This window comes from Streptomyces sp. NPDC005820 (assembly GCF_040630255.1).
Classification (GTDB): Bacteria; Actinomycetota; Actinomycetes; order Streptomycetales; family Streptomycetaceae; genus Streptomyces.
In genome coordinates this window covers 124,053-141,528 of record NZ_JBEXXE010000011.1, presented here as the reverse complement: position 1 = coordinate 141,528, position 17,476 = coordinate 124,053, and the positions used below count along the sequence as shown (strand labels likewise).

The following is a 17,476-nucleotide window of genomic DNA, read 5'->3' as shown; positions in this document are numbered from 1 at the left end:
CTAGGAGGTGCAGACGTCCTTCAGTTCGTCGGCCGCCTTGTCGATCTCGGACGAGTCCGGGGTGTCCCCGTTCAGGATGTCCCGGTTGTAGTCCTCGATCGCCTGGTTGAGCTTGTTCACCGCCTTGTCGACCTCGCTGTCGTCCGACTTGTCGTTGATCTTGTCCAGGTTCTTCTCGATCGTGGCGATGGAGTCCTCGGTCTTCGTCGGGTCCTCGATCGCGTCCGCGCCCGCCTTGTTGATCGCCGTGATGCTGTCCGTGATGTCGTCGGCGTTCGACAGGCAGTCGACCGTGTCACCGAACTCGCAGCCGGTGAGCAGGCCGGTGGTCAGCGCGAGGGCTGCGACGGCGGAGGCGATGACGGCGGTACGGCGGCGGGGCCGGCGGGTCACGGGCATGGGAGGGGTCCCTTCTTCACTGCGCGGATCGCGTCTGCACTGCGCGGATCGCGTTGATGTCCTCACCGACCACGATCACGTGTGCGGGGCGCCGTCACGAGGGGCCGTACTCCCCGATGCGTGGTGTAGCCCGCTCCACCACGGACCCCGGGTGCGCCCGGGCGAACCGGTAGGCTTCCCGGCAGCAGGCGATGTTCAAGGAATGTCAAAAAGGAATGTCGAAGGGGAGGCCCGCCGGTGCACGTCCAGGAGTGGCTCGACACGGTACCCGCGGTGGCCGTCTACGCGGTGGTCGGTCTGGTCATCGGGCTGGAGAGCCTCGGCATCCCGCTGCCCGGCGAGATCATCCTGGTCTCGGCCGCGCTGCTGTCCTCCCAGCACGCCGGTATCAACCCCGTCGTGCTCGGCGCGGTCGCCTCCGCCGGCGCCGTGATCGGCGACTCCATCGGCTACGCCATCGGCCGCAAGGGCGGCCGCCCCCTGCTGGCCTGGCTGGGCAGGAAGTTCCCGAAGCACTTCGGCGAGGGGCACATCGCCACCGCCGAGCGGTCCTTCGAGAAGTGGGGCATGTGGGCCGTGTTCTTCGGCCGCTTCATCGCGCTGCTGCGGATCTTCGCCGGGCCGCTCGCGGGTGTGCTGCACATGCCGTACTGGAAGTTCCTCATCGCCAATGTGCTGGGCGGGATCGTCTGGGCGGGCGGGACCACGGCCGTCATCTACTACGTGGGTGTGGTCGCGGAGTCCTGGCTGAAGAGGTTCTCGTATCTGGGACTGGTGGCGGCCGTGCTCATCGGGCTGACGTCGTTCCTGGTCATCAAGCGCAAGGCGCAGCGCGCCGCACGGGAGGCCGAAGTGGAGACCGTGGGGGCTGCCGAGTAGTCCGGGCGCGGGTCCGTGGGGCTGGTCGCGCCCACGCGGCGGAGCCGCGTGTTGTGGCGCCCCGCGCCCCTCGGGCCGGCCGGTCTACTCGTGGATTTCCTTGTGGGCCTTGGCCAGGTCCGCGTACAGGGTGCCGTTCAACGTCACTCCCTGGCGCTCCTCCTCCGTCAGCTCCCGCTTCACCTTCGCCGGGACGCCCGCCACCAGTGAACCCGGCGGTACCTCCATTCCCTGCGGTACCAGGGCCTGGGCCGCGACCAGGGAACCCGCCCCGATCACCGCGCCGTTGAGGACCGTCGCACCCATCCCGATCAGGCAGTCGTCGCCGACGGTCGCGCCGTGGACGACCGCGTTGTGGCCGACGGAGACCCGCTCGCCGACCGTCACGGGGAAGCCGGGGTCCGCGTGCAGGGTCACGTTGTCCTGGATGTTGGCGTCGCGGCCGACGGTGATCCGCTCGACGTCCCCGCGCACGACAGCCCCGTACCAGACGCTCGCCCCCGCCTCCAGCGTCACGTCCCCGATGACCGAGGCCGTCGGCGCCACGAACGCCTCCGCGTCGACCTTCGGCTCCCTGCCGCCGATACCCACGATCAGCGCCTTGTGCGTCATCACCGTCTCACCGTCTCCCCGTTGTCTCGTTGTCCCGTTGTCTCGAATGGGTCGTACCGTCGCACCGTACGCCACCCCGGTGGGGCGAAGATCACAGGCCCGGGGCCCCGTCCCGGAGGTGACCGGTGAGTACGGTGAGCGGGTGCCGAAGCGCAAGAACACGTTCTCATCCTGGCGGGGCCGCCTGGCGCAGCGCGTCGTCCACGCGGGCTGGGCGTGGGCGCAGCGCGCCGGCTCCGTGACCGCCGAGCACCCCGGCCGGCTGCGCTTCGGCTCGATCGGTCCGGCGACCCGGCTGGCCTTCCCGCTCGGCACGGTCTTCGGCGAACCCTGGATCCACATCGGCTCGCACTGCATCGTAGGCGAGCAGGTCACCCTGACGGCCGGTCTGATGCCGGACCTCGACCTCGGGCCCGACCCGATCCTGCGTATCGGCGACGGTGTCGTCCTGGGCCGCGGCAGCCATGTCATCGCCGACACGACGGTCACCATCGGCAGCGACTGCTACTTCGGACCGTATGTGTACGTGACGTCGACGAATCATTCCTACGACGATCCGCACGAGCCCATCGGCAAGCAGTGGCCGCGCATGGAACCGGTGCGGATCGGGTCCGGCTGCTGGATCGGCACCGGTGCGGTGATCCTGCCGGGGGCGCGCGTCGGGCGGAACGTGGTCGTCGCGGCGGGGGCCGTGGTGCGCGGGACCGTGCCCGACCACGCCGTCGTCGCGGGCGCGCCCGCCAAGGTCGTACGACGCTGGACTCCCGCCGAGGGCTGGCAGCCGCCGCTGCGGACGCCCGCGCCGGTGCCGATTCCGGACGGGGTCACCTCGGACCAGCTGGTCGCGCTGTCGGAACTGGACGAGGAGACGGTGGAGCGGCTCGCGCAGCTGGAGCCCGAGGGCTGACTCAGCCGGTCGCCAGCAGCAGGGTGCCGAGCAGGGCCAAGCCCGCGCCGGCCGCCTGGACCGCCCGCAGGCGCTCCCGCAGGAAGCCCCGTGCGGCCAGGGCCGTCACCACCGGGTAGAGCGAGGCGAGCACGGCGGCCACGGTGACCGGACCGTGCTGGGCGGCGACCGCGTACATGCCGGTGGCTGCGATGTCCGCCAGCCCGACGAACGCGTATGTCGGCAGCGCGGCCCGGGGAAGGCCACCCTCGGGGAGCGCCGGCCGGCCGCGCCGGACCGCGACGCGCAGCGCGGCCCCGCCCACCGCCACATTCGTCACCCGCTGCACGAAGAGGCTGAGGAACAGGCCCGTGACGGTCGTGGACGCCTCGGTGACCAGGGCGAAGACGGTGCCGAAGCCGAGCGCCGAGACCAGGGTGAGGAGGATCGCCCGGCGCTGGACCGGGGCGCCCCGCAACTGGGGACCGCCCGCCAGGACGACGCCGACGACGGCGACCGCGATGCCGGCGAACTGCACGAGCCCGGGGCGCTCCCCGAGGAACAGGCCCACCGAGACCGGAACGGCCACGCTGAGGGTCGCCAGCGGGGAGACCACGCCCATCGGGCCGAGGGCCAGGGCCTGGTAGAAGGCGAGCAGGGCGACCGGGCCCACGAGTCCGGCGGCGACCGCGAACCACAGGCGGGGGCCCGCCTCGCTCCAGCCGCCGGTGGCGACCACCACCGCGCCGAGGGCCACGGCCGCCATCGACTGCGACACCACGACCACCGTCAGCGCCGGGGCGCGGCGCGTCAGCAGGCCGCCGCCGAAGTCGGCCAGTCCCCACAGCAGGCTGGTGGCCAGGGCGAAGAGTGCGGTCACGGTCCCTCGCAGTACAGTTCGGTGCACCATCGGGTGCACCCACGGTAGTGCAGCGTGATGAACCCTGTCATTCAGAATAGTGAACTTCGGGACATTGGACGGAATGTGGCGGACCTCGACCTGCTGACCCAGTCCCTGGCGCGCAACGTCAAGCACTGGCGCGCGGTACGCGGCTTCACCCTGGACGTGCTCGCCGCCCGCGCGGGGGTCAGCCGGGGCATGCTCATCCAGATCGAGCAGGCCCGCACCAACCCGAGCATCGGGACGGTCGTCAAGATCGGTGACGCGCTCGGCATCAGCGTCACCACCCTGCTCGACTACGCGCAGGGGCCGCAGGTCCGGATCGTCCCGGCCGACCAGGTGGTACGGCTCTGGCACACCGAGGCCGGCAGTTACAGCCGGCTGCTCGCCGGCACCGAGGCCCCCGGCCCGCTGGAGATGTGGGACTGGCGGCTGATGCCGGGGGACAGCAGCACCTCGGATCCGCACCCCGTGGGCACGTTCGAGATCATCCATGTCACGGCGGGCGAGCTGACCCTCACCGTCCAGGACGAGGAGTACCGCGTTCCGGCCGGGGCGAGCGTCACCTTCGAGGCCAACGCCCCGCACTCCTACGGCAATCGGGGTGACGTCCCGGCGGAGCTGGTGCTGGCCGTCTCGGTGCCGCCCGTGCGCTGAGACGCCGCAGCCGGAGCCGGGCGGATCTTGTTAGCGTGCGGGCATGCGCGCACCCATCGGAGACTTCGACACCGCCACCCCCGCCCCCGACTGCCTCGACGAGCTGACCGCGCCGGTGGCCGACGCCGTACGCAACTGGGCCGGGAGCGTGCCCGCCGAGCAGATCCTCTACGTCGAGACCGACCCGGAGTGGGCCGACACCGCCGTCTTCGTCGAGCACTACGGCCGGGACCTGCTGGAGACGTCCGCGAACTGCGTCGTCGTCGCCGGCAAGCGCGGCGGGGACACCACCCTCGCCGCGTGTGTCGTCCTGTCCACCACCCGGGTCGACGTCAACGGCGTGGTGCGCCGGCAGCTCAACGCGCGCAAGGCGTCCTTCGCCGCGATGGACACGGCGGTGGGGGAGACCGGCATGGAGTACGGCGGGATCACTCCGATCGGGCTCCCCGCCGCCTGGCCGGTCCTGGTGGACTCCGCCGTCGTCGACCTGCCCTGGGTACTGGTGGGCAGCGGCCGCCGCCGCGGCAAGCTCCTCGTCCCGGGCAAGGCGTTCGCCGAACTGCCGGGCGCGGTGGTGCTGGAGGGGCTGGGGAGCTGACTGCCTGCCGCGCTCCGGCGGGCGGTGACGGGGCTGTCGGTGCCGCTGGGCGTTTGGCTGCGGTGGGCGGTCGGGTGGTGTTGGCGGGGCCGGGCGTCGGGCTGCGGCGGGCGCTCGGCGTGGTGCTGGACGGCCTCCCTGGGCGACTGTGGCGGGTGGTTACGTGGTGACGCAAGGGCTCCCAGGGCGCCCGCGGCAGGCCCTCGCCCGGCCGTAGGGCTCAGCGTCCGGTGCCGGTCGGGCCGTCGCCCTGCCGTAGGGCTCCGGCGTCCGTCGCCGGTCAGGCCCTCGCCCGGCCGTAGGGCCCCGGTGTCCGTCGCCGGTCAGGCTGTCATGTGGTGGGCGAGGGGCAGGTGGGGATCCGTTTCGCCCGGTGCCGGTGCCGGATCCGCGTGGACCAGGGCCGCGGTGAGCCGGGGGACCGCGTGCAGCAGCGCGTGCTCGGCGTGCACGGCGATCGCGTGCGCCCGGCGCACCGTCGCCTCGCCGTCCACGACGACCGCGACCTCCGCCCGCAGCCGGTGCCCGATCCAGCGCAGCCGCAACTCGCCCACCCCGCGCACCCCTTCGACCTCCAGCAGGGCCCGCTCGGCCCGGTCCACCAGCGCCGGGTCGACGGCGTCCAGCACCCGCCGGAACACCTCCCGTGCCGCGTCCCGCAGCACCAGCGCGATCGCCGCCGTGATCGCCAGCCCGACCACCGGGTCGGCGAGCTGCCACCCCAGCGCCGAACCGCCCGCGCCGAGCAGCACGGCCAGGGAGGTGAACCCGTCCGTGCGCGCGTGCAGCCCGTCCGCGACCAGCGCCGCCGAGCCGATCGAGCGGCCGACGCGGATGCGGTACCGGGCCACCCACTCGTTGCCCGCGAACCCGGCCAGCGCCGCCAGCGCGACCGCGCCGACATGCTCGACCGGCCGGGGGTTCAGCAGCCGCTCGACCGCCGTCCACCCGGCGAAGGCCGCCGACGCGGCGATGGTCAGCACGATCGCGAGACCCGCCAGGTCCTCCGCGCGCCCGTAGCCGTAGGTGAAGCGGCGGGTGGCGGCCCGCCGGCCCACGACGAACGCGATGCCCAGCGGCACCGCGGTCAGCGCGTCCGCCGCGTTGTGCACGGTGTCCCCGAGCAGCGCCACCGACCCCGAGATCACCACCACGACCGCCTGGGCGATCGCCGTCACCCCCAGCACCGCCAGCGAGACCCACAGCGCGCGCATGCCCCGGGCCGAGGACTCCAGGGCCGGGTCGAGCTTGTCGGCGCTCTCGTGGGAGTGGGGGGTGAGGAGATGGGAGAGGCGGTGGCGCAGGTTCACGGAGGGATGCGGATGCGGGTGTTCGCGGCCGTGGTCGTGGTGGTGCCCGTGGTCGTGCTGCTCGCTCACGTCGGTCCCTTCCGGTGCGGCGGGGGTGGACGCGCGTGCGCCCACCCCCTCATTATGTGCGTATGAGCGCACGCATGCACCTATCACCTGCACACCATGCGCATCCGCGCACCCCCGGCGAGGAGCAGCTCGCGCTCGCCGCCGAACTGCTCGCCCTGCTCGGCGACCGCACCCGGCTCGCCCTGCTGCACGCCCTGACCTCGGGCGAGGCCGATGTGACCACGCTGACGGAGGTGTGCGGAGCGGCCCGGCCGGCGGTCAGCCAGCATCTGGCCCGGCTGCGGCTGGCCGGGCTCGTGCACACCCGGAAGGAGGGCCGCCGGGTGATCTACTCGCTCTCCGACGGCCATCTGCGCCGCCTCGTCGACGAGGCGCTGAACGTGGCCGACCACCGGCTCGGGGACAAGCCGGTGCACGACTAGGGCCTGTCGTTTGGATCATGCCGCGCGTCGCGGGGTGTGGCACGCGCGTCTGCGGCGTTGTCGTCGGTTGACGACTCCCCCACTCTGGCTGCGCTCGAGCGGGGGGACCCCCATCGCGTCGCCGCCCTCCTCCGCCTTGCAGCCGCACGCACCACACCCCGCTCAGGTCGGCCGAGAGGCCACGTCGGCTCAGCCGACCTGATCCAAACGACAGGCCCTGGGTCAGGAGCGCGGTCAGTAGCGCTCGGCCGCCCCGAGGTACTGCTCGGCGAAGGCCGCGGCGGCCACCGGCGAGGTGAACAGCCGGCGCAGCCGGGCGAACGTCGTGCCCGCCCGGAAGGGATCGTTGGCGGCCGTCCCGTGGTAGACCTCCGACAGCCACTGCGAGAACTCCTGGTAGTCCCACACCCGCCGCAGACACGCCTCCGAGTAGCCGTCCAGACCGTCCCCGTCCCCGCCGTCGAGATACGCCACCAGCGCGTCGCCGAGCAGGAACGCGTCGTGCAGGGCGAGGTTCATGCCCTTCGCGGCGATCGGCGCGACGAGATGGGCCGCGTCCCCGGCCAGGAAGAGCCGCCCGTACGTCATCGGCTCGACCACGTAGTCGTGCATGTCGAGCACCCGTTTCTCGACCAGCGGGCCCTCGGTGAGCGCCGGGGCGCCGGCGCCGCCCGCGAGCCGTACGTGCAGCTCGGACCAGATCCGGTCGTCGGGCCAGTTCTCCGGGTCGTCGCCGGGCGGGCACTGGAGGTAGTAGCGGGTCACCTCGGGGCTGCGGGCCATGTGCCCGGCGAACCCGTTCTCGTGCACGCCGAACAGCACGCAGTCGGAGGACGGCGGCGCCTCGGCGAGCAGCGCCAGCCAGCCGATGCCGTAGTCGTGCCGGGCGGTCCGGGCGTGCCCCGGCGGCATCGCGGCCCTGCTGACCCCGCGCGCCCCGTCGGCCCCGACCACGAAGTCACAGGCGAACATCCGCCGTTCACCGCTGTCCTCGCAGGTGTACGACACGGAGGGGTGCCCGGAGTCCAGGTCGTGCAGCTCGACGTCCCGCACCGAGAACCGGGCGTCCCCGCCGCGGACGTCCACGTACTCGCGGACCAGGTCGGTCACCAGCAACGGCTGCGGGTACACCCAGTGGTGCCGGCCCGTCAGATCGCCGTAGGAGAACCGGTACCGCTCGCCGCCGAAGCGGAACTCGCAGGCGGTGTGGCGCTGGGCGCGCGCCAGCAGATGGTCGGCCAGGCCCCGACGGCGCAGACCGTTGACGGCCCACTCCTCGATGACGCCGGCCCGCGGCCGCTGCTCGATGAACGCACGGCTCTCCGTCTCCAGGACGACGCAGTCGACGGACGCGGCCCGCAGGATGTTCCCGACCGTGAGCCCCGCGGGGCCCGCGCCGACGATGACGACCTGAGTGCGCTGGAAAGAAGGGGAGTTGGTGGTCACCCGGCCATTATCGACCGGCCCGCCGCCCCTCGGACGTCGCGCGCACAGCGGAAACCCGTGTGTCCGCTGGAGCTGTCGGGGGTGTTGGCGCTGCGGGCCGCCACACGGTAGCGATTGCAGTAGGAGGCGTGGCACAGATGCGAGCCGCCCCGGATCACCTTCTCCGCACCGCCCGCGGACCAGCCGTCCGCACACCATTCCCAGACGTTCCCGGACACGTTGTACAGCCCGAATCCGTTCGGTGCGAACGCGTCGACGGGCGCGGTTGCGCGATATCCGTCGGCGGCGGTGTTCCTCGTCGGAAAGGTGCCCCGCCAGATGTTGCAGCGGAACTCGCCGCCGGGATCCAGCTCGTCGCCCCAGGGATAGCGCTTCTGCTCCAGCCCGCCCCGGGCCGCGTACTCCCACTCGGTCTCGGTGGGCAGCCGGCCGCCCGCCCAGGTGGCGTAGGCGGCCGCGTCGAACCACGACACATGCACCACCGGATGGTCCCCGCGCCCCTCCAGAGCGCTGCCGGGTCCCTCCGGCCGGTTCCAGGCCGCCCCGGAGACCGCGCACCACCAAGGGGTCCGCTCGGGGCGCGGCGAGTCGCGGCGCAGCGCGCCCGGCAGGAACCCCGCGAACACATACGACCAGCCGAGCCGCTCGGCGTCCGTCACATGCCCGGTGTCCGCGACGAACCGCGCGAACCGGTCGTTGCTGACGGCGTACGCGTCGATCCGGAAGGGCGCCACCCGCACGGCCCGTACGGGCCCCTCCCGGTCCGCCGGAAAGCCCTCCGAGTCCTCCGCGCCCATCAGGAACTCCCCGCCGGGCAGCTCCACCATGCCGTCGGTGACGGCGACGGCAGCGGCGGCCGACGGCGGGGGCAGCGGACGCGAGGGTTCGGCGGGGCCGCCCGTGGACGGCATGCAGCAGCGGGCGGGCGCGGCGGAGGCCTTCTCGTTCCCGCTGTTCCCGCTGGGGTTCTCGTTCTCGGACATACGAGCGCCCAGCATGCCCGGGGAACCTGTGGACCCGGCGAGGCCCCCGTCCGGCGTCAGCCCAGCCGCGGGATCTCGATCGCCGGGCAGCGGTCCATCACCATCTCCAGACCCGCCGCGCGCGTCCGCTCGTACGCCGCCTCGTCGACCACGTCCAGCTGGAACCACACCGCCTTCGCGCCCTTGGCGACCGCCTCGTCCGCGACGGCGCCGGCGAGCTCGCTGTTGACGAACACGTCCACGACGTCCACGTCGAAGGGGATGTCCGCGAGGGAGGCGTAGCCCTGTTCCCCGTGCACCGTCTCCGCCTTCGGATGGACCGGCACGACCCGCTTGCCGTGGCGCTTCAGCACCTCGGCAACGCCGTACGCCGCACGCCGCCGGTTCGTCGACAGCCCCACCACCGCCCACGTGTCACCGAGCCCGGTGAGAATCTTCCGGATCGTCGCGTCGTCGCCGTACACCGTCGGCCTCCTGTGGGGTCGCGCACCATACCTGTCACGCACTCCAACACGCCACGCGTACCCCTGATTCCACCCCCCTCCCTGCGAATCCCCGACGGTCCCCCTAGGCTCGCCCCGTGCTGCGCATCACCGACGCCCGAACCGGCGAAGCCGTCGTCGCCGCCCCCGTCCGCCGTGGTCTGACCCGGGTCCAGGCGCATGCCTCCGGATACGGGGCGGGCTCGCTACGGGTCCTGCTCGTCGCCGATGTCCTCGTACGGGCGCTGGAGCTCGGCGGGACGCCGGTGTGGGCGCTGCTCACCGGCGAGCGCGAGCAGCCGGAGCTGCGGTCCGGCGCCACCGCGCTCGGCATGCACCCGTTCGAGGACGGCCAGGGCCTGGGCTCCGGGGTGGGGGAGGCGCAGATCCTGCACGTGGTGGGGGAGGACGGTCCGGAGCCCGACGGGGTGCGGATCGCCGTGGCCCCGGTGGACGGGGCGGTCCCGGCCGACCCCGCCGTGCTGCGCCTCGCGCTCCTGTCCCGGCCCCGCACCGAGCCCGTCCGGCTGGACGCGGCGCCGCTGGGCGAGGCCCGCGAGACCCTCGTACGCTGGCGGAGAGCCGTCGCCGACTGGGCGCGGCGGCCCTCCCGGCCCGTCCCCGACGCGGTCCGCGGACGGCTGCGCACCGCCTGGGAGGACGACCTGGACGTACCCGAAGTGCTGAGGGTGCTGCGGTGGGTGGAGGACGCCGGACCGGAGCTCCCGGACGGCGCCCGCTTCGAGACGTACGCCTACGCCGACCGCCTCCTCGGCCTCGACCTCACCCGCGATCTGGGAGCCCCGCTATGAGCGCACAGGACGGACCGCCGCGCAGGCTGGTGGTGCTGCGGCACGCCAAGTCGGACTGGCCGGACGGCGTCCCCGACCACGAGCGGCCCCTCGCGGCCCGTGGCCGCCGCGACGCCCCCGCCGCGGGCCGCGCCCTCGCCGAGACCGGCTGTGTGCCCGACCTCGCGCTGGTCTCCACCGCCGTACGCGCCCGCCAGACCTGGCAGCTCGCCTCGGCCGAGTGGGACGCCCCGCCCCCGGTCCGCCACGACCCGCGCCTGTACGCGGCCGACGTGCCGGAGCTGCTGGACGTCGTACGGGAGACCTCCGCCGGGATCGGGACGCTGCTGCTCGTCGCCCACAACCCGGGCCTTGAGGAACTGGTCCTGGAGCTCGCCGGGGACGACCTCGACCACGCGCTCGACGAGGTGCGGCTGAAGTTCCCCACCTCGGCGATCGCCGTGCTGGCCTGGCACGGTCCTGACTGGCGCTCCCTGGGCCCCGGCGCCGCGCTGCTGACCTCGGTGACCGTGCCCCGCGGGAAGAAGAAGGCCGGCTGAGCGAGTGCCCGGCCGGCGCATAGGGTGGCCGGATGCAGGACGAGTACCGCACCGTGGCCCGGGAGGGCGTGCACGAGACCGAGGTCAACCGCTCCCGCTTCCTGTGCGCCCTCGCCCCGGCGGCGACCGAGCGGGAGGCCCAGGAGTTCATCGCGTCCGTGCGCAAGGAGCACGCCGACGCCACCCACAACTGCTGGGCCTACGTCATCGGCGCCGACGCCGCCGTCCAGAAGGCCAGTGACGACGGCGAACCCGGCGGCACCGCGGGCGTCCCGATGCTCCAGATGCTGCTGCGCCGCGACATGCGGTACGTCGTCGCCGTCGTCACCCGCTACTACGGCGGCGTCAAGCTCGGCGTCGGCGGGCTGATCCGGGCCTACGGCGGCGCGGTCGGCGAGGCGCTCGACACGCTCGGCACCCTCACCCGCCGCCGTTTCCGCCTCGCCACCGTCACCGTCGACCACCAGCGCGCCGGCAAGGTCCAGAACGATCTGCGCGCCACCGGCCGCGAGGTCCGGGACGTCCGCTACGGCGAGGCCGTCACGATCGAGATCGGCCTCCCGGACGCCGACGTGGACGTCTTCCGCGCCTGGCTCGCGGACAGCACGGCCGGGACGGCACTGCTGGAGCTGGGCGGCGAGGCCTACGGGGACGCGTGACGGCTCCGCCTACCCGGGCTGCTCGGGGAGCCGGTAGACCGACACATGGGAGCCGGACTCGGCGGTGAACTCCGCTCCCGCCCAGTCCGCGTGCCGGCTCTCCCGCTCGAACCCGGCCAGCTGGGCCATGAGGTCGAGCTCGGCGGGCCAGATGTAGCGGTGCGGGGAGCGGCTCAGCCGGGCCTCGCGGCCCTCCTCGGCGAAGGTGAAGTGGTGCGAGACGACGTGCTGGCGCAGGACGTCGTAGGTGTCCAGACCGATGTACCCGGGCTCGGAGCGCCAGACCGTGGCCGGCGCCCCCGGCGGCAGCTTGCGCAGCTCGGGCACCCACAGCTCGATCACGAACCGCCCGCCGGGCGCCAGATGCCGGGCGGCGTTGCGGAAGCACGCGACCTGCTCGGCCTGGGTGAGCAGGTTGGAGATCGTGTTGAAGACCAGGTAGACGAGCGCGTACGTGCCCGGCGCCCGGGCGGTCGCCATGTCGCCGACGACCACGGGGATCGCCGTCTCGTCCGCCTTCGTCCGCAACCGCTCGATCATCGGGCGGGACAGCTCGATCCCGGTCACCGGCACTCCGCGCCCGGCGAGCGGCACGGCCACCCGCCCGGTGCCGATCGCGAACTCCAGCGCCGCCCCGCCGTCCGCGAGCGCGGCCAGCCGGTCCACGGTCGGCCCGAGCACCTCGGGCGCGAACATCCCCGTACCGGGGGTGTCGTAGCGCTGTGCGGTGTCCGCGTCCCAGATCTGCTCCTGATCCATTCCGTCAACGATCGCCAGGGGCAAGGGAGTTGTCCAACGGTTTTGCCGCCGGTCGCACCATGATCTCGGCAGGCCCGGAATGTTTACGGCGATTCGCTGTCGTATATGGACAAAAGTGTGCTGTGGGTGAGGGATCAGATGCCGAAGGCGTTAGCGTGGTCGGTGTTCACGGTCGGTTTCTGTACGTCGGAGCGGTTTCTTGAGATTGCTGCACACGTCCGACTGGCACCTCGGCCGGTCGTTCCACCGCGTGAACATGCTTGAGGCGCAGTCCGCGTTCATCGGCCGCCTCGTCGCGACCGTGCGGGAGCGCGAGGTCGACGCGGTGGTCGTGTCGGGGGACGTGTACGACCGCGCGGTGCCGCCGCTCGCCGCGGTCGAGCTGTTCGACGACGCCCTGCACCGCCTCGCGGACCTCGGGGTGCCCACCGTGATGATCTCCGGCAACCACGACTCGGCCCGGCGGCTCGGCGTGGGGGCCGGACTGATCGGACGGGCGGGCATCCATCTGCGCACCGACCCCTCGGCCGCCGGTACCCCCGTGGTGCTCGCCGACACCCACGGCGACGTCGCCTTCTACGGTCTGCCCTATCTCGAACCCGCCCTGGTGAAGGACGAGTTCGGAGTGGAGAAGGCCGGTCACGAGTCCGTCCTCGCCGCCGCCATGGACCGGGTCCGCGCCGACCTCGCGACCCGCGCGCCGGGCACCCGGTCCGTCGTCCTCGCCCATGCCTTCGTCACCGGCGGCGAACCCAGCGACAGCGAGCGGGACATCACCGTCGGCGGGGTCGCGTCCGTGCCCGCCGGTGTCTTCGACGGCGTCGACTACGTGGCACTGGGGCATCTGCACGGCTCCCAGACCCTCACCGAGCGCGTCCGCTACTCCGGCTCCCCGCTGCCGTACTCCTTCTCCGAGACCGACCACCGCAAGACCATGTGGCTGGTCGACCTCGACGCGGACGGCGCCGTCACCGCCGAGCGGATCGACTGCCCGGTGCCGCGCGCACTGGCCCGGATCTCCGGCACCCTGGAGGACCTGCTCGCCGATCCCGCGCTCACCCGCCACGAGGAAGCATGGGTGGAGGCGACCCTCACCGACGCCGTCCGCCCCGCCGAGCCCATGGCCCGGCTCACCGAGCGCTTCCCGCACACCCTCAGCCTGGTCTTCGCCCCCGAGCGGGCCCCGGACGACCCGGACGTGTCGTACGCCCGCCGCCTCGCCGGCCGCAGCGACCAGCAGATCGCCGAGGACTTCGTCGCCCATGTGCGCGGAGCCGGGCCCGACGCCCTGGAACGGGGTGTGCTGCGGGACGCCTTCGACGCGGTCCGCGCGGACGACGTCGTACGGGAGGTGGCCCGGTGAGGCTGCACCGACTCGACCTGACGGCCTTCGGGCCCTTCGGCGGCGCCCAGAGCGTCGACTTCGACGATCTGTCCGCCGCCGGGCTCTTCCTGCTGCACGGGCCGACCGGCGCGGGCAAGACCTCCGTCCTCGACGCCGTCTGCTACGCGCTCTACGGCTCCGTCCCGGGCGCCCGCCAGTCCGCCCACGGCCAGAGTCTCACCCTGCGCAGCGACCACGCGGCCCCCGGCACCCGCACCGAGGTCACCCTCGAACTCACCGTCGCCGGACGCCGGTTGGAGATCACCCGGCAGCCGCCGCACGAGCGGCCCAAGAAACGCGGCACCGGCACCACCGTCGAGAAGGCCCAGACCTGGCTGCGCGAGTACGACCCCGTCGGCACCGGCTGGAAGGACCTCAGCCGCTCCCACCAGGAGATCGGCGAGGAGATCACCCAGCTGCTCGGCATGAGCCGGGAGCAGTTCTGCCAGGTCGTGCTGTTGCCCCAGGGCGACTTCGCACGCTTCCTGCGCGCCGACGCCGAGGCGCGCGGCCGGCTGCTGGGCCGTCTCTTCGACACCCGGCGGTTCGACGAGGTGGAGAAGCGGCTCGCCGAGCGGCGCCGGGAGGCGCAGGCGCGTGTGCGGGAGGGCGATGCCGAGCTCGTCGCCGACGCCCACCGCATGCAGCAGGCCGCCGGGGACGCCATGGAGCTGCCGGAGCTCCAGCCGGGCGAGCCGGGTCTCGCGGAGGCCGTCGTCACCGCCGCCGCCGTGGCCCGCAGCACCGCCCGCGAGCAGCTGACGATCGCCCACTGCCGTCTGGCCGCCGCCGAGTCCGCCCAGGCGGGCGCCGAGCGCGCGCTGACGGACGCACGCGAACTCGGCCGGTTGCAGCGGCGGTTCGCCGAGGCGCGGGAACGGGCGGGGCGGCTGGAGGAGCGTGCCGGGGCGCACCGCGAGGACCAGGCGCGCATGGAGCGGGCCCGCAAGGCCGAGGCGGTCGCGCCCACGCTGGAGCTGCGGGAGTCCGCCGAGTCGGAGCACCGCAGGGCCGTCCGGGCCGAGACACGGGCGCGGGCACTGCTGCGCGAGGCCGTCGGCGGCGGACACGAGGGCAGCCGGCCCGGGGCAGGCGACGAGGTTCGGCGCGGGTCGGGGGAGGCGGGCCGGTCCGGCGCCGGTGATGAGGGCCGGCGCGGGGCCGGGCGGTCAGGAGACACGGGCCGGACCAGGACCGACGACGAGAGCCGACCCGGGGCCGGGCCGTCGGGTGACACGCTCGCGGAGTCCGACACGGGGCTCACGGACGCCTGGGCCGGGGTCGGGGACGAGGGTGCCGGGCTGGTGGGCGATGGCGCTGGGCGCCGGGATGCCGGGGTCGGGGTCGGGGGCGGGGGCGGGGACGAGGGTGCTGGGCTGGTGGGCGATGGCGCTGGGCGCCGGGATGCCTGGGCCGGGGGCGGGGACGACAGCGCCGGGCGCCGGGACGACAGCGCCGGGCGCCGGGACGACAGCGCCGGGCGCCGGGACGGCGGTGCCGGGCTCGTGGACCACGGTGCCGGGCGCCGGGACGACAGCGCCGGGTTCGGGGACGGCGGTGCCGGGCTCGTGGACCACGGTGCCGGGCGCCGGGACGACAGCGCCGGGCTCGTGGACCACGGTGCCGGGCTCGGGGACGGCGGTGCCGGGCTTGTGGACCACGGTGCCGGGCGCCGGGACGACAGCGCCGGGCTCGGGGACGACGGTGTCGGGATCGTGGACGACGGTGCTGCCGGACTCGCCGCCGCCGCTCGTCGCGCGGCCGAGGAGCTGGGCGGGCTGGAGTCGGCCCGCCGGGCCGAGCGGCGACTGGCCGGGCTCCTTGCCGAGCGCGCCGGGCTGGACCGCCAGGAGCGGGCCGACGCGGACGTCCTGCAGGAGGCCGAGGCCTGGCTGGCCGGCTGGGAGGAGACCCGTACCGGCCTGCTGGGCGCGGTCGAGTCCGCCCAGGACGCCGCCACCCGGGCCGAACGGCTCGCGGTGCAGCGAGAGCCCGCCCGCCGGCGGCTCGCCGCCGCCCGCCAGCGGGACCGGCTCGCCCGCGACGCGGACGACGCGCACCGACAGGTGCTCGCCGCCACCGAACGGTCCCAGCAGGCCCGCGCCGGGTGGCTGGACGTCAAGGAGCGGCGGCTGGAGGGCATCGCCGCCGAACTCGCCGCGCGGCTCAGCGACGGCGAGCCCTGCGCGGTCTGCGGTGCCGTCGACCATCCGGCACCCGCGCGCAAGGACGCCGGGCACGTCGGCCGGGAGACCGAGGACCGTGCGCTGGCCGTGTTCCAGCGGGCCGACGAGGAGCGCGCCGAGGCCGAACAGCGCCTGGGTCTCGTCCAGCGGGAACTGGCCGCCGCCGAGGGCGAGGCCGGTGACACCCCCACCGAACAACTCGCTTCTCTCGCGGACCAGTTGGAGCAGGAGTACACCCGGGCCCGGAGCGGCGCGTCGGCGCTGCACACCACCCAGGAGCGGCTGCGACAGGCCGAGCGGGAACGCGACCGGCGGGTCTCCGCCCAGCAGGAGGCCGCCGTGCGCACCGCCTCACGGGTCGCGCGCCGGGACGCCCTGGACGGTGAACGAACCTCTCTGGAAACGGAGTTGGCGCAGGCCCGGGGCGCGTCCGACACCGTGGCCGCCCGTGCCGCCCAGTTGGAGCGGCGGGTCGCGCTGCTCACCGAGGCCGCGGACGCGGCGCGGGCCGCCGAGGACACCGCACAGCGGCTCAAGGACGCCGACGCCCGGCTCGCGGACGCCGCGTTCCGCGCCGGGTTCGACACCCCGCAGGCGGCGGCCGACGCCCTCCTCGACGCCGGCGCCCATCGCGAGCTGCAACGGCGCCTGGACGCCTGGCAGTCCGAGGAGGCCGCGGTCCGCGCGGTCCTCGCCGAGGCCGACACCGCGGCCGCCGCCCAGCAGCCGCCCGCCGACCTCGCGACGGCGCAGGACGCGGCGGCCGTCGCCGCCCGGCGGCTGCGCGATGCCGCCTCCGCGCGCGACGCGGCCGCAGGGCGCTGCACGGAACTGGACCGGCTCTCGGCCCGATCGGCCGAGGGCGTACGGCGGCTCGCGCCCCTGCGTGAGGAGTACGACCGGGTGGCCCGCATGGCCGGCCTGACCGCGGGCACCTCGGCCGACAACGCACGCAGGATGCGCCTGGAGGCGTATGTCCTCGCGGCCCGGCTGGAACAGGTGGCCGCAGCCGCGACTGCGCGGCTGCAGCGGATGTCCGCGGGCCGCTACACCCTCGTCCACTCCGACGACCGCTCCGGACGCGGCCGCAGCGGGCTCGGACTGCACGTCGTCGACGCCTGGACCGGCCGGGAGCGGGACACGGCCACGCTCTCCGGCGGCGAGACCTTCTTCGCCTCGCTCGCCCTCGCGCTCGGCCTCGCCGACGTGGTGACCGACGAGGCGGGCGGGGTGCGGCTCGACACCCTCTTCATCGACGAGGGCTTCGGCAGCCTCGACGACCAGACCCTCGACGAGGTCCTCGACGTCCTGGACTCCCTGCGGGAACGCGACCGCAGCGTCGGCATCGTCAGCCATGTCGCCGACCTGCGCCGACGCGTCCACGCCCAGCTCGAGGTCGTGAAGGGGAGGTCCGGTTCGCAGGTGCGCCAGCGGGGCCGGGACACCTCATCCATGCCGTGACCCGTACCCGCCCGGGGAATGCGCGGTGCGGC

18 protein-coding genes are annotated in these 17,476 nt (G+C 74.0%); 10 read left to right on the top strand and 8 right to left on the bottom strand.

Annotation, left to right across the window (positions count from 1 at the left end; translation table 11 throughout):
* Entirely contained in the window at positions 1 to 399 is a 399-nt protein-coding gene (locus tag ABZ464_RS15885) for a hypothetical protein (RefSeq protein WP_359276561.1), read from the bottom strand.
* Between the two features lie 237 nt (positions 400 to 636).
* Here ABZ464_RS15885 and ABZ464_RS15880 point away from each other — a divergent pair, with 237 nt between their 5' ends.
* Positions 637 to 1,278 carry a DedA family protein gene (locus ABZ464_RS15880; RefSeq protein ID WP_359276558.1) on the top strand — a complete coding sequence of 214 codons (642 nt, stop codon included), beginning with the start codon at positions 637 to 639 and terminating at the stop codon, positions 1,276 to 1,278.
* Between the two features lie 84 nt (positions 1,279 to 1,362).
* Here the strand turns inward: ABZ464_RS15880 and ABZ464_RS15875 are convergent, their stop codons facing one another.
* Positions 1,363 to 1,890: a gamma carbonic anhydrase family protein gene (locus ABZ464_RS15875; protein ID WP_359276555.1), complete on the bottom strand. Its 528-nt coding sequence runs from the start codon at positions 1,888 to 1,890 to the stop codon at positions 1,363 to 1,365.
* Between the two features lie 142 nt (positions 1,891 to 2,032).
* Here ABZ464_RS15875 and ABZ464_RS15870 point away from each other — a divergent pair, with 142 nt between their 5' ends.
* Positions 2,033 to 2,797 carry an acyltransferase gene (locus ABZ464_RS15870; RefSeq protein WP_359276552.1) on the top strand — a complete coding sequence of 255 codons (765 nt, stop codon included), beginning with the start codon at positions 2,033 to 2,035 and terminating at the stop codon, positions 2,795 to 2,797.
* 1 nt (position 2,798) lies between these two features.
* Here the strand turns inward: ABZ464_RS15870 and ABZ464_RS15865 are convergent, their stop codons facing one another.
* The gene (locus tag ABZ464_RS15865; RefSeq protein ID WP_359276550.1) at positions 2,799 to 3,656 is read right to left on the bottom strand and encodes an EamA family transporter; all 858 of its coding nucleotides are present in this window, start codon (positions 3,654 to 3,656) and stop codon (positions 2,799 to 2,801) included.
* Positions 3,657 to 3,761: 105 nt separating this feature from the next.
* On the opposite strand from ABZ464_RS15865, the gene ABZ464_RS15860 reads away from it, so the two are divergent.
* Both ABZ464_RS15860 and ABZ464_RS15855 read left to right on the top strand, forming a co-directional pair.
* Positions 3,762 to 4,334 carry an XRE family transcriptional regulator gene (locus ABZ464_RS15860; protein WP_359276547.1) on the top strand — a complete coding sequence of 191 codons (573 nt, stop codon included), beginning with the start codon at positions 3,762 to 3,764 and terminating at the stop codon, positions 4,332 to 4,334.
* A 43-nt stretch (positions 4,335 to 4,377) separates the two neighbouring features.
* Complete coding sequence (locus ABZ464_RS15855) at positions 4,378 to 4,932, top strand: YbaK/EbsC family protein (protein WP_359276544.1); 555 nt, start codon at positions 4,378 to 4,380, stop codon at positions 4,930 to 4,932.
* A gap of 323 nt (positions 4,933 to 5,255) precedes the next feature.
* Here the strand turns inward: ABZ464_RS15855 and ABZ464_RS15850 are convergent, their stop codons facing one another.
* On the bottom strand, positions 5,256 to 6,311 hold the full coding sequence (locus tag ABZ464_RS15850) for a cation diffusion facilitator family transporter (protein ID WP_359276541.1): 1,056 nt from the start codon (positions 6,309 to 6,311) through the stop codon (positions 5,256 to 5,258).
* Positions 6,312 to 6,373: 62 nt separating this feature from the next.
* Between ABZ464_RS15850 and ABZ464_RS15845 the strand changes: the two genes are divergently transcribed.
* A complete protein-coding gene (locus ABZ464_RS15845) occupies positions 6,374 to 6,733 on the top strand; it encodes a metalloregulator ArsR/SmtB family transcription factor (protein ID WP_359276539.1) in 360 nt (119 codons plus the stop codon).
* 234 nt (positions 6,734 to 6,967) lie between these two features.
* Here ABZ464_RS15845 and ABZ464_RS15840 read toward each other — a convergent pair whose 3' ends face one another.
* The 3 genes from ABZ464_RS15840 to ABZ464_RS15830 all read right to left on the bottom strand — a co-directional run bounded on the left by ABZ464_RS15840 (position 6,968) and on the right by ABZ464_RS15830 (position 9,626).
* Complete coding sequence (locus ABZ464_RS15840) at positions 6,968 to 8,179, bottom strand: 4-hydroxybenzoate 3-monooxygenase (protein ID WP_359276537.1); 1,212 nt, start codon at positions 8,177 to 8,179, stop codon at positions 6,968 to 6,970.
* Positions 8,176 to 9,006, bottom strand: a complete 831-nt coding sequence (locus tag ABZ464_RS15835; RefSeq protein ID WP_359276835.1) for a formylglycine-generating enzyme family protein — start codon at positions 9,004 to 9,006, stop codon at positions 8,176 to 8,178. The genes ABZ464_RS15840 and ABZ464_RS15835 overlap by 4 nt, the downstream gene beginning before the upstream one ends.
* Before the next feature lie 212 nt (positions 9,007 to 9,218).
* Positions 9,219 to 9,626 (bottom strand): CoA-binding protein, encoded by a 408-nt coding sequence (locus ABZ464_RS15830; protein ID WP_359276535.1) that lies wholly within the window; start codon positions 9,624 to 9,626, stop codon positions 9,219 to 9,221.
* A 116-nt stretch (positions 9,627 to 9,742) separates the two neighbouring features.
* On the opposite strand from ABZ464_RS15830, the gene ABZ464_RS15825 reads away from it, so the two are divergent.
* Genes ABZ464_RS15825 through ABZ464_RS15815 form a run of 3 tightly spaced genes read left to right on the top strand, consistent with a single transcriptional unit; the run spans position 9,743 to position 11,654 of the window.
* Positions 9,743 to 10,456, top strand: a complete 714-nt coding sequence (locus tag ABZ464_RS15825) for a hypothetical protein (RefSeq protein ID WP_359276533.1) — start codon at positions 9,743 to 9,745, stop codon at positions 10,454 to 10,456.
* Complete coding sequence (locus ABZ464_RS15820; protein WP_359276530.1) at positions 10,453 to 10,995, top strand: histidine phosphatase family protein; 543 nt, start codon at positions 10,453 to 10,455, stop codon at positions 10,993 to 10,995. The genes ABZ464_RS15825 and ABZ464_RS15820 overlap by 4 nt, the downstream gene beginning before the upstream one ends.
* A gap of 32 nt (positions 10,996 to 11,027) precedes the next feature.
* Positions 11,028 to 11,654 (top strand): YigZ family protein, encoded by a 627-nt coding sequence (locus ABZ464_RS15815; RefSeq protein ID WP_359276528.1) that lies wholly within the window; start codon positions 11,028 to 11,030, stop codon positions 11,652 to 11,654.
* 9 nt (positions 11,655 to 11,663) lie between these two features.
* On the opposite strand, the gene ABZ464_RS15810 is transcribed toward ABZ464_RS15815, so the two are convergent.
* A complete protein-coding gene (locus tag ABZ464_RS15810; protein WP_359276527.1) occupies positions 11,664 to 12,413 on the bottom strand; it encodes a class I SAM-dependent methyltransferase in 750 nt (249 codons plus the stop codon).
* A 199-nt stretch (positions 12,414 to 12,612) separates the two neighbouring features.
* Between ABZ464_RS15810 and ABZ464_RS15805 the strand changes: the two genes are divergently transcribed.
* Positions 12,613 to 13,776 carry an exonuclease SbcCD subunit D gene (locus ABZ464_RS15805; RefSeq protein ID WP_359276524.1) on the top strand — a complete coding sequence of 388 codons (1,164 nt, stop codon included), beginning with the start codon at positions 12,613 to 12,615 and terminating at the stop codon, positions 13,774 to 13,776.
* Positions 13,773 to 17,444, top strand: a complete 3,672-nt coding sequence (locus tag ABZ464_RS15800) for an AAA family ATPase (protein ID WP_359276521.1) — start codon at positions 13,773 to 13,775, stop codon at positions 17,442 to 17,444. The genes ABZ464_RS15805 and ABZ464_RS15800 overlap by 4 nt, the downstream gene beginning before the upstream one ends.
* Positions 17,445 to 17,476: the final 32 nt, after the last annotated feature.